The sequence below is a fragment of the Flavobacterium daejeonense DSM 17708 genome, from assembly GCF_000425425.1.
Taxonomy (GTDB): domain Bacteria; phylum Bacteroidota; class Bacteroidia; order Flavobacteriales; family Flavobacteriaceae; genus Flavobacterium; species Flavobacterium daejeonense.
The window spans coordinates 65,445-80,236 of sequence record NZ_AUDK01000022.1; the positions used below are offsets into that span (position 1 = coordinate 65,445).

Below are 14,792 nucleotides of genomic sequence, written 5' to 3' on the forward strand. Positions count from 1 at the left end.
TTATTTTGTAATTGTTATTTTAGTTTTTATGTCATCAAATTCAATTTCTGTGCCATTCTCAATTTGCGTATCAAAAACCAATTCTTCTGTTAAGGTTTCTGATTGAATGTAACCTTTGTTCTCATTCACCGCCGCTTCTAAAACTGCATTGCTTTGCAAATACACTTTAATTTTATCAGTTACTTCAAATCCGGAATCTTTTCGAATATTCTGAATTCTGTTCACTAACTCCCTTGCAACCCCTTCTTTTCTCAATTCTTCAGAGATTGTGATGTCAAGCGCTACGGTAATTCCGTTAGAATTTGCAACCAGCCAACCTTCAATATCCTGAGATGTTATTTCTACATCCTCTAATGATAAAGTTACGTCTTTTCCTGCAATAACAATATTTATATTTCCTTCTTTATCCAATTGATTGATTTGTTCAGAAGAAAAATTTTGTATCTCTTTGGAAATCAAGACCATATCTTTCCCAAAACGTGGTCCAAGTGCTTTAAAATTAGGCTTAATTTGCTTTACCAAAACCCCGGAAGCATCGTCTAAAAGTTCAATTTCTTTCACGTTTACCTCTGCTTTTATCAGGTCGGAAACTGCCTCAATTTCGGTTCTCTGACGCTCGTCAAGTACCGGAATCATTACCTTTTGCAGTGGCTGACGCACCTTAATCATCTCCTTCTTACGCAGTGATAAAACCAGTGATGAAATCGTCTGCGCTTTCTGCATTTTGCTCTCTAACGATTTATCAACAAAGTTTTCAACGTATTTTGGAAATTCCGCCAAATGTACACTGTCAAATTTTTCCGATTGTGTTACCTGTGTTAAGTCTCTGTAAAGCTTATCCATAAAGAACGGAGCTATAGGAGCACTCAGTTTACTTACCGTTAACAAACAAGTATATAAGGTTTGATAAGCCGCAATTTTATCCTGAGCATAGTCTCCTTTCCAGAAACGACGACGACACAAGCGAACGTACCAGTTACTTAAATTTTCCTGTACGAAATCAGAAATCGCACGAGCAGCTTTGGTTGGCTCATAATCCGCATAAGCCTCATCAACTAATTTGATTAAAGTATGTAATTCTGATAAAATCCAACGGTCAATTTCAGGTCTTTCATTCAATGGTACTTCTCCCGAAACTTCGGGATTATCAAATTTGAAACCATCAATATTGGCATATAAACTAAAGAAAGAATAGGTATTATAAAGGGTTCCAAAGAACTTTCTTCTTACCTCAGCTACCCCCTCGATATCAAATTTCAGGTTATCCCAAGGATTCGCATTAGCAATCATGTACCAACGCGTAGCATCCGGACCGTATTCTTTTAAAGTTTCAAATGGATCAACGGCGTTACCCAAACGCTTCGACATTTTTTGTCCGTTTTTATCCAACACCAATCCGTTAGAAACTACGTTTTTATAAGCAATGTTATCAAAAACCAAAGTTCCGATAGCATGCAAGGTATAAAACCATCCACGAGTTTGATCCACGCCTTCGGCGATAAAATCAGCCGGGAATGATTTATTATTATCTATCAATTCTTTGTTTTCAAAAGGATAATGCCATTGCGCATAAGGCATAGCTCCTGAATCGAACCAAACGTCAATCAAATCAGCCTCACGTTTCATTGGCTTTCCTGAAGCAGAAACCAAAGTAATTCCGTCCACCACATTTTTATGCAAGTCAACCAAATCATAGTTAGCCTCGCTCATGTTTCCAATTTCAAATCCTTTGAATGGATTTGCTGATTGAACACCGGCAGCAATTGCTTTTTCAATTTCGTTGTACAATTCTTCCACCGAACCAATCAGAATTTCCTCTTGCTTGTCTTCCGTTCTCCAAATTGGCAATGGAATCCCCCAATATCTCGAACGCGATAAGTTCCAGTCGTTGGCATTTTTCAACCAGTTTCCAAAACGCCCTTCTCCGGTTGCTTTTGGTTTCCAGTTGATGGTTTCATTCAAGTCGAACATTCGGTCTCTCACCTCAGTGATTTTGATAAACCAAGAGTCAAGAGGATAGTATAAAATAGGCTTATCCGTTCTCCAGCAATGTGGGTAACTATGCACGTATTTCTCTACTTTGAACGCTTTATTTTCTTCTTTTAATCGAATAGCAATCTCCACATCAACCGAACGTTCCGGTGCCTGATCGGCATCATAATATTCGTTTTTCACATATTTCCCTGCAAACTCACCACCTACATGTGAAGTAAATCTACCTTGTAAATCTACCAATGGAACCGGCGTACCGTTTTCGTCCAAAACCAACATTGGCGGCACTTCAGGTGTAGCTTCTTTAGCTACCTTAGCATCATCAGCACCAAAAGTGGGAGCCGTATGTACAATTCCAGTACCGTCTTCAGTTGTAACGAAATCTCCCGAAATCACTCTAAAGGCATTTTCCGGATTTTGGTACGGCAATGCCCAAGGCAATAATTGTTCGTAACGGATTCCTACTAAATCAGCTCCTTTTGCTTCAGCTATAATTTGATATGGAATCTTTTTATCACCAGCTTTGTAATTTTCAAAATCAGCTGCTTCTTCAGTAGCGAAATACGCTTTCCCGAATTGTTTCCCAACCAGATTTTTGGCCAAAATCACATTGATTGGCTCAAAAGTATATTGATTGAAAGTTTTAACTAAAACATAATCTATTTTTGGACCAACAGTCAAAGCCGTATTCGATGGCAAAGTCCAAGGCGTAGTCGTCCATGCCAAAATGTGAATAGCTCCAAAACCTTGTAAAAAGCTTGGCAAAGTTTCCGTCAAAGTCTTAAACTGCGCTACAATCGTAGTATCGGTCACATCACGGTAAGAACCCGGTTGGTTCACCTCATGCGAAGACAATCCTGTTCCCGCTTTTGGAGAATACGGCTGAATGGTGTAACCTTTGTACATCAAATCCTTGTTGTAGATTTGCTTTAACAACCACCAAACACTCTCCATATATTTGGGTTTGTAAGTCACATACGGATCTTCCATATCAACCCAATAACCCATTTTTTCGGTCAAATCATTCCACACATCCGTATAACGCATCACCGTTTTTTTACAGGCTTCGTTATATTCGGCTACCGAAATACTTTTTCCAATATCTTCTTTGGTAATTCCTAATGCTGCCTCAGTACCTAATTCTACCGGCAATCCATGAGTATCCCAACCCGCTTTACGCTTTACCTGAAATCCTTTTTGGGTTTTATATCTGCAAAAAATATCCTTAATAGCACGAGCCATTACGTGGTGAATTCCCGGCAATCCGTTTGCCGAAGGCGGTCCTTCAAAAAACACGTAAGGTGTAGCGCCCTCACGGGTTGTTACACTCTTTTCAAATATATTTTCTTTCTTCCAAAAATCTAAAACTTCCGATGCTACTGTAGGCAAGTCAAGTCCTTTGTATTCAGTAAATTTTGTACTCATTTTATCCTTTTCTTAATCGAGCTGCGAAAGTAAGGAATTTTGTGAAAAAGTTTCACCCAAATGTGAATTCATTTCACATTTTTTAGCCATTTTATTGTTATTTAGAGGATTTTTGCTAAGGAATTGATTTAATAAAGCTGCATTATTAAAAACAATTGCGCAAAGCGAACACTTTGAGCAGCTGGATAGCGGGGCTTTATTGCACGGAGTTTTACCACAAAATGTCATCCTGACGAAGAAAGGATCTCATCAAACAACTCGACAAAGTTGCTCCTCTTTTTGGGCACGGATTGCATCCCGAAGCGTCGGGACCGCGCTATCCAAACGAGACATTCATTGTAAATCCGAGCGGTCGGGTTTTTTTATAAATGATACACTACGAAAACGAAAGACAAAGAGACACGCCCAATAAAAACCTCCTTTAAAACCTCCAACAATTTTGGTTTTTTAAACATAATGGGTTTGCTGTTCAATAAAAAGAACCAACAGGATGGAAAGAAATAAAAATACTTCATTCATTTCAAACCAGTTTTAAACATAAAATATTAAAATTCAATTTATTATGATTAAATTTGATATAAGTCCCAAATAATCAAAAAAACCTATAAAACAATGCGTTATTTAAGGCGATTTCTTGAAATTGCTCCTAAAAAGACAATGGATTAAAAGAGAATTTTATAACAAATAAAACTCAAATCATGTTGCAATGTTTCGTAATCATATTGTTCACCATTTCTCTTTATTCACAGTCTTACGTCGAAGCTTTACAGTTTAAATATACTAATGCGTTTCAAAATCAGCTATACAACAACTCCGTTATCAGTACTTTTGAAATCAACAGTGAACTCCCAATTGCCATCAACAAAGACAGTTATTTGTTTTTGAGTCCGTCTTATAGCAATCATCAAATCAAGTTGGATAATACCGAATTACAATTAGCCACAATCCATTCTTTACGCTTACCGATTGGGGTGATTACAGCAATAGGAAATTCAAAATGGTCGCTCACAGCATTAGGCATACTGAGTTCAAACGGAATGGAATTATTTAAGGAAAATAGTTTCCAATTTGGAACCATCCTTTTTACCACTTTTTCTAAAAATCCCAATAAAAAAATCCGCTTGGGCGTTTATGTCAATAAAGAGTTCTTTGGCTGGTTTGTAATTCCCGTTGCCGGGGTAAATTGGCAAATAAATAACTCCAATGCCATTTTTGGATTACTCCCCGGCCGACTAACATTTGAACATAAATGGAATTCAAAATTATATAGCGGACTGACTTTTCGTGCCCCAATGAACAGTTACCGAATAAACGACCAACGCTATATTACCCTATACGACAATCAACTTTCTTTGTTTTTAGATTATTACCTGACAAAGCCTATCTGCATTACCTTTGAATCAGGGTGGGGACTTTTTAGAAAAATCCGAACGAGTACCATAGAGAACAATATCAAAACAAACGAAACCAACAAAATTGACGGCACTTTTATCCGATTATGCGCAGCTTATCGATTAAAAATATAGCTTAAAACCAGGAGTATAATCCACTAATAAATCTTTCAAAAGATGAAACAAGTATTTGATTTTGTAATGATATCTGGAGTTCTGCTTGGAATTATTTTCATCATTACAACACTGTGCTTCAAAAAGAAAACAGATAAGGCTATCCTTTATCTCAATCTTGTTATTGCCTTTTTGATACTTAATAATCTTCAGGCTTTTTCTTTGGAAACTTTTTTAGCGGATGCCCCCTTTTTTATAAAAAGATTACAAATTCCCTGGTATGTTTTAATTGTACCTTCTTTTTATGTCTTTTTGACCTATTACCTGAAAATTGAAAAAAAAATTTCCTCCTATGTGTATATCTCCTTTTCGATTTTTATAATCGAAATATTGATTCGAATTGCCTTGTACCCGCATTATTATCATTTGGGACAAAATATGTTTATTGCAAAATATGTGCAAATAGAAGAAATCATCAATGCCTGCTACTCTATTTTTCTTTTTATAAAAACACTGTTAGTCTTATTTAAATACACCGATTTATATCAGCAAATATTAGTTTTTGACAATTTAAAATGGTTGCGAAATTTAATGTTTTTAGGAGCCATTATCATTCTCATGTGGGTTTGTGCCATTTTACTAAATCTGGACAAAACCTTAAATCCACAGGTGTTGATATATTATCCGTTGCGCCTCAGCACTACTACATTACTCTATTGGATAAGCTATCAGGGCTTTTATAATTATTCGTTAATGACGGAACGTATTGAATTACGAAAAGCAATCTTAACCGAAGAAAAAAACAAAGAATCAAACCTTGCGAATAATTATTCTAATGACAGTAAATTCCAACCCGTCAAGAATTATATCGAAAAAAACAAACGTTACATTGATCCGAATTTCAGCCTGGAAAAACTGGCTTCTGAAATGAACATCAGCACCAGCAAATTGTCCCATTTGATTAATCAGGAAAGTGGTTATAATTTTTCGGATTACATTAACTATTTAAGAGTTGAAAAAGCAAAAAAATATTTGAACAATCCTAACTATTCCGCCTACACCATTCTGGCGATAGGATTAGAATGCGGATTTAATTCCAAATCAACTTTTTATTCTGCCTTTAAAAAATTCACTTCTCTGACTCCTTCCGAATACAAAGAAAAGTAGGAATAAGTAGTCCTATATTTCCTTATTTATCCCAATTTCAGCAAAATACATAATCTGGGATAGCACTTCTTTTTACCCGTTATAATTTTGATACAGAAATTAAACTATCAAAGCTATGAAAACCTCTACTCCCTCTTTAACCGTAATTTCCTTCTTATTCAAAAGTTGTCATAGTCACAACCCCAACAATTCGAAAGAAACTGCTTTGTTTACAGAAAAAGATTGTTTCAGCAAACCTATACCGCTTTTTGAAGAATCCAAACTACAATCTGTAAATCACCGCTCCCTTATTGTGCTCAATCACAATATTCAAAAAAACATTCTTACAACAGAAATCAAAACACAAAACACCACAACATCCGAAGAAATTATAGCCATAACTGTTTCTTCCCTTTCTATTATTATCCCCATAACTACTTTAAACAGTGATTTTGTTTTTAATGATTACAGCTTTTCGAAAAATTAAATCCCGGCAATCATGTTAACGCTCATCATTTTTTCAATTTTAAAAAAATGTATGCCCCCAAATTTAACTGCGCCTTTTTTTAAAACAGCAACTCTCTTAAAAATTTTTGTTACTAAAATTCTAATTCGACTTTCGATAAAACTAATCACTTTTTTACCCATCATTTCCCTTGCTCAAAGCGAACAACTGGATTACAATATAATGTTTAACGGAACTACTATTGGCTGGCTCAAACTCGAAAAAAATGAGGTCGGGAACAAGTCTAATCTTCTGTTAACTTCTGAAATTAAAACCAATATTCTGTTTCCCATTAAAGTGTTTTCTAAAGAAACATCCACTTATGAAAATGGCAAACTAATTTATTCCTCACAATTCAGAAAAACGAACGGAAAAACAAAAATTGATAAAGAAATTAAACTCAATGAAAATCAATATGAAATCATTGAAAACAACAAAAAAACCAAACTCTCCTATCCTGTGATCGACACAAACCTGTTGAGTTTGTTTTTTCAGGAACCCAAATGCACTAAAGAAGTTTATTGCGACAATCAACAACGTTTTATAAAACCTATAAAAATGGATGATGGTGGTTACAAAATGAAATTTCCTAATGGTAATTGCAATAGCTATTATTACAAAGAAGGAATCTGTATTAAAGTTAAGGTTGAACATAAATTTTATGTTGCCGAAATAATTATCAAACCCTAAGCCATGCAAACCTCAACTTTTTTATTGTATCTCATCAGCTATTGTCTTTTTTTTATGTTGAATTGGAAACAAATAAAGAAAGGAAGTCAAAGACTCATTGATGAAAACGGAAATTTTACTTCCAAACCAATCCAGCTGATAAGCAATCAGCTTTCCGGAGCCATTCTTCTCGGCATTGCTGCCATAATCACACTAAAAAACAATGTTTTACAACTTTTATTTAATCCCGAAATAACCGCAAACACAATTACACTTTATCTTTTAACCTTTATTTTAATCCTGTTTCTGGCGTTCAAGCAAAGTAAAAATGCATTTAAAAACAGAAACCAATCCTCAGGAAATACAACACAGCTGTCAACACTTTTTTTCTGTTCTTATTTTATAAGCCGGGCACTTTTTCTTTTTGCTTACGAATTATGGTTAAGAGGAAGTTTACTCTTTGAAACTGCAAACAACTTTGGAATTTCTTTAGCGATTTTCAACAATGTTTTCCTCTATGTTTTACTGCACATTTTCAACAGCAAAAAAGAACTGCTGGCCTGTATTCCTTTCGGAATTTCCGTATGTATATCCAACTTAGCTTTTCAGGCTGTTTGGCCTGCAATAATCCTGCACATAAGCTTTTCATTAGCTTACGAAATTAACTTTTACCTATTGAATTTAATTCACTCCAAAACTCAAAGTCATGAAAATTTTAATAACCGGAGCTACGGGACAAATAGGTCATAAACTGGCTCTTACCCTGGCCGAACGAAATAACGAAATACACATATTGGTTAGAAATCCAAAATCACCCAATATTCCTGTACATAGAAACATCCGCGTTTTTCAAGGTGACATCACAGATGTATCATCTATTTCTAATGCCATTCAGAATTGTCATCAGGTGTATCACACTGCTGCTTTGGTAAAAATATTCGATTCCGATGCGACTCAATTTTACAAAATCAATGTTGAAGGGACTAAAAATCTATTAGAAAAATCATTAGAATTTGGCATACAAAAATTTCTTTTTACCAGTAGTTGCAGCGTGATTGGCCCGTCAGAAGGAAAATCATTAACCGAAAATCATTCTCGAACCACTCCTTTTATCTGCGATTATGACAGTACTAAATATGAAGCAGAAAATTTAGTAAAAAAATACGCTTCCGAAGGACTTCACGCAGTAATTGTTTCTCCGTCAAAAATTTACGGTTACAGTTGCACCGAAACAAAAAGTATTACTATGAATACTGTAATTCATAATTTTTTAAACGGCAAACTCACTTTTATTCCAAAACCCAGTCATTTAATAGCCAATTATTGTTTTATTGACGACGTAATTGAAGGTCATATTCTTGCTTTAAACAAAGGCCAATCGGGTGAAAATTACATTTTGGGAGGAGAAAATATCTCATATAAGGATTTTTTCAACACCGTAAAAAATGTTTCCGGAGCCAAAACCAAAGTCATTGAAATCCCGAAAACCCTCCTCAAAATTGTTTCTGTAATGCAATGGATCCGATTTTACACCACTCAAAAAGAGCCTTTTGTTACCAATAAAAGTATCCAACAAATTTTTTGCAACAAACTCTTTAGCAGCAACAAAGCTATTCAGTTTTTAGGATATAAAATCACTCCTTTTGAAGAAGCCCTGAAACAAACTATTCCTCATCTAAAAAATCAACGTCATGAATACTAAACTTTACACCCTGATAACCGGTTCCAGCGAAGGATTTGGAAAAGCATTAGCCATTGAATGCGCCAAAAGAAAAATGAACTTAATTCTGGTTTCATTACCCAATTCCGGACTTACACCATTAGCCGAATTTATAATGCAAAATTACAACGTCCATGTAATTCCTATTGAAAAAGACCTTTCGGTGGAGGAAAATTGCGCTTCCCTGTACAAAGAAGTGGAGCAAAGAAACCTTTCCGTAAATATGCTGATCAACAATGTCGGTTTGGGAAGCACTATGTTTTTTAAAGAAGGAACTATCGATTTTTATCAAAAACAGGTCAAATTAAACGTAATGGTAACCACATTGCTCAGCAGTTTGTTTTTAGAAATGCTAAAAACCAATCAGCCTTCTCATATTTTAAATGTAAGCAGTCTGAGTTGTTTCTTTTATCTGGCGAAAAAACAAGTGTATGGCGCTACCAAATCTTATGTCTATTCTTTTTCCAAAAGCCTGCGTGCTGAATTAAAATCCGACAATATCAATGTTAGTGTCATTTGCCCCGGCGGAATGAACACCAACCCAACAACTATTAAAACCAATCAGTCTAATCACTGGCTCGCCCGTCAATCCATCATGAATCCGGACAAAGTGGCTGTTATTGCCATTAAAGGCTTATTACATCAGGATGAAATTATAATTCCCGGTTTAATGAATAAGCTTTTTTTGTTAATCGACAAATTACTTCCTGATTTTATGATTAAAATGATTGCCAACAGTCATGTCAATAAATTCCAATCCTACAACATTGGAAACGGAAATCACGAGCAACAACTCCTTAATCAAACTTCCCAACCTTAAAACCAACTGTTATGAAAACAATTATATTCCTCATTGCTGTCCTAAGTTTAGGATGCAGCCCTGAATACTATGTTCCTAATTCACAAAATGTCCCAATTATGAAAGCCAAGGGGCAAACCAACTTTGGAGTGGCTTACAACGAAAGTGAATATACCAATGGATTTGAAATCCAAACCGCCCATGCTATAAGCGATTACATTGCTTTACAATTCAATGGTGATTGGGTAAAAAATGGCAATGGCGGATACTTAAGTGATTCCTCGGATGACTACAAAGCAACGGGAAGAATACTGGAAATAGGTGCCGGCTATTTCAACAAAATTGCTCACCATTTTGTATTTGAAACCTACGGATTACTTTGCTTTGGGAAACTTGACTTAAAAAATTATACTGATGAAAGCGGATATGATAATTTTTCAGCCAAATTTAATCGTATAGGAATTCAACCCAGTATTAGTTACAGCCGGAAATATTTTTCCACTTCTCTTTCTTCAAGACTTGTTCACCTAAAGTACAAAGACATCAATGGCGATGACAACGCAACTAATTATGATGTTGCTTATTTAAAAGCGAATAATGCTTTTTGGTTGTTTGAACCTGCACTGACTATTCGGGCCGGATTAGAAAATTTCAAACTTCAGCTTCAATATGTTTACAGTTTGAATCTTACGGATTCTTCATTCCCTCAACAAAAAGATATTATTTCTTTAGGCGTCAAAATAAATATCGATCCAACTAATCTAAAAAAATAAATCAGGCAAAAACCTCCTTCAAAACCTCTAGTGATTTAGGTCTTTTGAAACCATCCAAATGATAAGCATAATAATCAATGAGAATTTTTAAAAGAATCTGCCTTTCGATAACATGAAAGACTTTTTGGTCGTTATCGAATTTTAAAGCGATGAGTTTTTTGAACAAATTACTTTCATGTTCGGTTAAAGAATTAGTTCCGGAAAAAGGAGTAAAAACACCTTCGTTGATTTCAAAAAAAGGCATGTCGATATCGGAAATATCCGGGTAAAAACCGAGATATTTAGTCATTTCGAGCATTAGAATCAGATGAAAATTAGCAATCTCATCATGATTGTCTAACCAATGTAAAGCAGTTTCTAAAAAAGTAAAAAGGGTTTCGTTTTTTTCTTCTTCATGTATCGAATGATGCAGAATTTCAGAAATAAACATTACAATGGTACTCTTATAAATATCTGAATGAATGGTATGAAACGGAGAAGCAATTTTAATCTCTTTAAAATACTCCAAAGTGCCTTTGTTTTTATGCGTCGCTTCTATTTCCAAAATCGACATCGGTTGGAAATAAGCCATTTTTTGGGAAGTTTTTCTACTTGAAAAAGCATCCCTTACAAAGTACGATTTCAATCCATGCGACAACGTAAAGCACTTTACAATCAGACTTTTTTCCTGATATTTTAAAGCCGAAATAACAATTGCTTTGGATTTAATTTGCATGAATTTAGTGAGTTATAAATGGTGATTGGTGAATAGTGAGTAGCGAGTGTGAGTAGTGAGTGGTGATTAGTTTTTTTTATCCTAGCAATTAGTTTTTATAAAAGTATATAACTTTTATACCAAACACGAGGAACTATTCACTATTCACTATTCACTACTCACTATTCACTATTCACTGATAAAAAGCTAAACTACACCCTGAGCGAGCATGGCATCGGCTACTTTTACAAATCCGGCAATATTGGCGCCTTTTACATAATCAATATATCCGTCTTCTTCGGTACCATATTGCACACAGGCAGCATGAATATTAAGCATAATTGTTTTTAATTTTTTATCTACTTCCTCGGCCGTCCAACTCAATCGCAAAGAATTTTGGGACATTTCCAGTCCTGAAGTGGCTACTCCGCCGGCATTAGAAGCTTTTCCGGGAGAAAATAATATTCTGGCTTTGTGGAAAACAGCAATTGCCTCAGGAGTCGAAGGCATATTAGCGCCTTCAGAAACACAAATACAACCGTTAGCCACTAAAGTTTCCGCATCTTCGGCGTTCAATTCGTTTTGAGTGGCACAAGGCAAGGCAATATCACAAGGTTGTTCCCAGGATTTAGCGCCTTCGTAGAATTTTGCATTCGGGTATTTTACAACATATTCACTGATTTTAGTACGCAATTCATTTTTCAAATACATCATATACGCCAGTTTTTCGGCATCAATTCCGTCAGCATCATAAATATATCCTGTAGAATCCGACATCGTTACCACTTTAGATCCTAATTGTGTCGCTTTTTCTACCGCATATTGCGCTACATTTCCGGAACCCGAAACCGCAACAATTTTGTCTTTCAAATCCATTCCACTGGTTTCCAGCATACTCTGAGCAAAATACACCACTCCGTAACCGGTAGCCTCGGGCCTGATTAAAGAACCACCATAAGACATTCCTTTACCCGTTAAAACGCCCGTAAATTCATTTCGGATTTTTTTGTACTGGCCAAATAAATAACCTACTTCGCGGGCTCCTACTCCCATATCTCCTGCCGGAACATCCGTATAAGCGCCTACGTATTTGCACAACTCCGTCATAAACGATTGGCAAAAACGCATTACTTCGATATCTGATTTCCCTTTTGGATCAAAATCCGAACCTCCTTTTCCGCCTCCCATTGGCAAAGTGGTCAAACTATTTTTAAAAGTTTGCTCAAAAGCCAAGAATTTCAAAACACTTAAATTCACTGTTGGATGAAAACGCAATCCGCCTTTGTATGGACCAATTGCCGAATTCATTTGAACACGAAAACCTCTGTTTACCTGAGTTTGTCCTTTATCGTCAATCCAGGCCACACGAAAAATGATAATTCTGTCGGCTTCTACCATTCGCTCCAGGAGCATTTGGTTTTGGTATTTTTTATTTTTTTCGATAAAAGGAATTACTGTTTCGGCAACTTCTAAAACAGCCTGTAAAAATTCAGGTTCATTGGGATTTCTCAATATAACCCCATTCATAAAATCTTGAATAGCCTGAGACATAATATTTAGGTTTTTAACGTTAAAAAACATTTTGTGCTTCCTAACAAATATACATTTTTATACAAAAATTTCACCTAAAACTACTACCTAAAAACCAAAGAATAATTCTATTCTTATTAAGAAATGACAACAAAAACTTTAACTAAAAAGCAATTCATCTGAAAAAAATCCATTTCATCTAGTTTACTGATTATTTAAGTAGTTGAATAAGCTTTTTTATATCTTTGTTGTATATTGAATTGTACTAAAATGCTCAAAAATAAATGGATAAGCCTACTAGTTTTAGCAGTTTTATTTGGATTTTCCAATAAGACAAATGCACAGTTGGGTTTTTCACACGAAATTGGAGCTATTGCCGGTCCGGTTGCTTTTCAGTCCGATTACGGAGAAAGACACGATTTAAAAACCAATGCCGGCAATACCGGAATTGGAGTTGGAATTATCCATTACATCAACTTTTCTTATACGGCAGAATGTGACTGTTACAATCCCGAGACTTATTTTAACGACCACTTTAAACTTCGAAGCGAATTATCATACAACAAAACAAATTTTGATCATTTTGGCGAATGGGTTTCTCCGGAAAGAACTTCGCTCGAAGCTGACCAATTGAGAGCCATGAAAGGAAACAGCTCTGTAACCAACATTGGAATGCAGTTAGAATATTTCCCGTTGAGTATTCGTGATTTCACGGCAAGAATAGGAAGTTTAGGTCCGTTTGTGAGTTTGGGCGGTCAATTTAGCTACTACAACACCGAAGCCTATTCAACCATGGGACCATTAGGAACACCATTAACAACTTATCCAAAATACTTAACACCAACCGACAATCGTCAGTATGGTTTTTCGACTGAAGGCGGCACGGTATGGTCTATTGTTTCCAGTGTAGGAACCCGATACAAACTGGCTCCATTAAGCGATTTAATGATTGATTTACGTTTTCAATATTACTTTTCGGACTGGGTGGACGGCTTAAAACCCAACCCGGATTTATACAAAGAAAACAAGGCCAACGACTGGCTGGTTTGGCTAAACGTAGGTTACATTTACTACCTGCAATAAGCCTTAATTCCTTTTCTGATTTTTATTTTTGAAATCAAACTGCTATCTTTAAAGTCACTTCTTCTTTACAGGAAGGCATTTTTTACACCCAAAACAAAAGAAATTTTCTCAAACTTTTTTAAAATGAAATACAGTCTGCTCATTTTCTTACTACTTTTAATTAGCTGTTCCAAAGAATTAAATTTTGAAAATCAATCTTTTAAAAAAACGTCCTCTTTGGATTGTAAAGAAAATTGCCCAACTATCGAATTAAAAATCCCTGTTGCCATCAATTCCGGAATTATTGCTGACAGTATTAACAAAACCGTTTTTGAAACCGTAAAATCGATTATTGATTTTGGGGACAAGCCCAATACTAGTACCAATTACGAGCAACTGGCTACTTCATTCATCCAGGCTTATGAAAAAATAAAAAAAGATTTTCCCAGAGATCATTTTGGCTGGGAAGCCAATATAGAAGGAAAAGTAAAATACCGTTCCGAGAACCTCATCAACATCGAAATCAATCATTATACCTTTACCGGTGGCGCCCACGGCTATGCCGGATTACGCTCTTTACTTTTTGATCCCGAAACCGGCAAACAAATTCCTAACGAAACTTTGTTTAAAAACTGGAATTTATTTCAGGTTTTTGCAGAAACCAAATTCAGAGAAAAATTCCAAATCCCTAAAAACCAACCCATAAACAGCACCGGAATGCTTTTTGAAGATGATATTTTTCATGTTGCTCAAAATATTTTCTTTACCCAAAAAGGAATTCTCCTGCATTACAATCCTTATGAAATTGCACCTTATGTAGACGGATCAAGAGAGTTATTAATCCCATACGAAGAAGCCAATGACTACTTAATTAAAAAATAAAAGCTCCCCCTCTTGGGCTCGTCCCGATAGCTATCGGGACAAGAACCCTCTGATTAATTGGGTTTATTAACTGTATTTTAGTAATAGTTT

13 protein-coding genes are annotated in these 14,792 nt (G+C 35.5%); 10 read left to right on the top strand and 3 right to left on the bottom strand.

Annotated features, from left to right (window positions below):
- A complete protein-coding gene (gene ileS / locus H599_RS0114675) occupies window positions 1-3,417 on the bottom strand; it encodes an isoleucine--tRNA ligase (RefSeq protein ID WP_026714826.1) in 3,417 nt (1,138 codons plus the stop codon).
- Between the two features lie 698 nt (window positions 3,418-4,115).
- Between ileS and H599_RS0114680 the strand changes: the two genes are divergently transcribed.
- The 8 genes from H599_RS0114680 (at window position 4,116) to H599_RS0114720 (ending at window position 10,534) form a co-directional block, all read left to right on the top strand.
- Window positions 4,116-4,943 (top strand): hypothetical protein, encoded by an 828-nt coding sequence (locus H599_RS0114680; RefSeq protein WP_026714827.1) that lies wholly within the window; start codon window positions 4,116-4,118, stop codon window positions 4,941-4,943.
- Window positions 4,944-4,985: 42 nt separating this feature from the next.
- A complete protein-coding gene (locus H599_RS0114685; protein WP_026714828.1) occupies window positions 4,986-6,089 on the top strand; it encodes a helix-turn-helix domain-containing protein in 1,104 nt (367 codons plus the stop codon).
- A 115-nt stretch (window positions 6,090-6,204) separates the two neighbouring features.
- Window positions 6,205-6,555 (top strand): hypothetical protein, encoded by a 351-nt coding sequence (locus H599_RS0114690; RefSeq protein ID WP_026714829.1) that lies wholly within the window; start codon window positions 6,205-6,207, stop codon window positions 6,553-6,555.
- Window positions 6,556-6,606: 51 nt separating this feature from the next.
- Window positions 6,607-7,263, top strand: coding sequence for a DUF6134 family protein (locus H599_RS0114700; RefSeq protein WP_155960794.1), 657 nt, complete (start codon window positions 6,607-6,609; stop codon window positions 7,261-7,263).
- A 3-nt stretch (window positions 7,264-7,266) separates the two neighbouring features.
- Window positions 7,267-7,992, top strand: coding sequence for a CPBP family intramembrane metalloprotease (locus H599_RS0114705; protein WP_155960795.1), 726 nt, complete (start codon window positions 7,267-7,269; stop codon window positions 7,990-7,992).
- A complete protein-coding gene (locus H599_RS0114710) occupies window positions 7,949-8,944 on the top strand; it encodes an NAD-dependent epimerase/dehydratase family protein (RefSeq protein ID WP_026714832.1) in 996 nt (331 codons plus the stop codon). Before H599_RS0114705 ends, H599_RS0114710 begins: the two co-directional genes overlap by 44 nt.
- On the top strand, window positions 8,934-9,782 hold the full coding sequence (locus H599_RS0114715; protein WP_026714833.1) for an SDR family NAD(P)-dependent oxidoreductase: 849 nt from the start codon (window positions 8,934-8,936) through the stop codon (window positions 9,780-9,782). Before H599_RS0114710 ends, H599_RS0114715 begins: the two co-directional genes overlap by 11 nt.
- Before the next feature lie 11 nt (window positions 9,783-9,793).
- A complete protein-coding gene (locus tag H599_RS0114720; protein ID WP_155960796.1) occupies window positions 9,794-10,534 on the top strand; it encodes a hypothetical protein in 741 nt (246 codons plus the stop codon).
- A gap of 1 nt (window position 10,535) precedes the next feature.
- Here H599_RS0114720 and recO read toward each other — a convergent pair whose 3' ends face one another.
- Together recO and gdhA are read right to left on the bottom strand one after the other, a co-directional pair.
- Window positions 10,536-11,249, bottom strand: coding sequence for a DNA repair protein RecO (gene recO / locus H599_RS0114725; protein ID WP_026714835.1), 714 nt, complete (start codon window positions 11,247-11,249; stop codon window positions 10,536-10,538).
- A 186-nt stretch (window positions 11,250-11,435) separates the two neighbouring features.
- Entirely contained in the window at window positions 11,436-12,779 is a 1,344-nt protein-coding gene (gdhA, locus tag H599_RS0114730) for an NADP-specific glutamate dehydrogenase (RefSeq protein WP_026714836.1), read from the bottom strand.
- A gap of 249 nt (window positions 12,780-13,028) precedes the next feature.
- Here gdhA and H599_RS0114735 point away from each other — a divergent pair, with 249 nt between their 5' ends.
- Together H599_RS0114735 and H599_RS0114740 are read left to right on the top strand one after the other, a co-directional pair.
- Window positions 13,029-13,841, top strand: a complete 813-nt coding sequence (locus H599_RS0114735) for a THC0290_0291 family protein (RefSeq protein ID WP_026714837.1) — start codon at window positions 13,029-13,031, stop codon at window positions 13,839-13,841.
- Between the two features lie 123 nt (window positions 13,842-13,964).
- On the top strand, window positions 13,965-14,702 hold the full coding sequence (locus tag H599_RS0114740; protein WP_026714838.1) for a DUF3298 and DUF4163 domain-containing protein: 738 nt from the start codon (window positions 13,965-13,967) through the stop codon (window positions 14,700-14,702).
- Window positions 14,703-14,792 lie beyond the last annotated feature (90 nt).

Excerpts from the sequence above, each read along its gene's own strand:
- ileS (WP_026714826.1), bottom strand. The coding sequence starts at position 3,417 with ATGAGTACAAAATTTACTGAATACAAAGGACTTGACTTGCCTACAGTA.
- H599_RS0114680 (WP_026714827.1), top strand. The coding sequence starts at position 4,116 with ATGTTGCAATGTTTCGTAATCATATTGTTCACCATTTCTCTTTATTCA.
- H599_RS0114685 (WP_026714828.1), top strand. The coding sequence starts at position 4,986 with ATGAAACAAGTATTTGATTTTGTAATGATATCTGGAGTTCTGCTTGGA.
- H599_RS0114690 (WP_026714829.1), top strand. The coding sequence starts at position 6,205 with ATGAAAACCTCTACTCCCTCTTTAACCGTAATTTCCTTCTTATTCAAA.
- H599_RS0114700 (WP_155960794.1), top strand. The coding sequence starts at position 6,607 with ATGCCCCCAAATTTAACTGCGCCTTTTTTTAAAACAGCAACTCTCTTA.
- H599_RS0114705 (WP_155960795.1), top strand. The coding sequence starts at position 7,267 with ATGCAAACCTCAACTTTTTTATTGTATCTCATCAGCTATTGTCTTTTT.
- H599_RS0114710 (WP_026714832.1), top strand. The coding sequence starts at position 7,949 with ATGAAAATTTTAATAACCGGAGCTACGGGACAAATAGGTCATAAACTG.
- H599_RS0114715 (WP_026714833.1), top strand. The coding sequence starts at position 8,934 with ATGAATACTAAACTTTACACCCTGATAACCGGTTCCAGCGAAGGATTT.
- H599_RS0114720 (WP_155960796.1), top strand. The coding sequence starts at position 9,794 with ATGAAAACAATTATATTCCTCATTGCTGTCCTAAGTTTAGGATGCAGC.
- recO (WP_026714835.1), bottom strand. The coding sequence starts at position 11,249 with ATGCAAATTAAATCCAAAGCAATTGTTATTTCGGCTTTAAAATATCAG.
- gdhA (WP_026714836.1), bottom strand. The coding sequence starts at position 12,779 with ATGTCTCAGGCTATTCAAGATTTTATGAATGGGGTTATATTGAGAAAT.
- H599_RS0114735 (WP_026714837.1), top strand. The coding sequence starts at position 13,029 with ATGCTCAAAAATAAATGGATAAGCCTACTAGTTTTAGCAGTTTTATTT.
- H599_RS0114740 (WP_026714838.1), top strand. The coding sequence starts at position 13,965 with ATGAAATACAGTCTGCTCATTTTCTTACTACTTTTAATTAGCTGTTCC.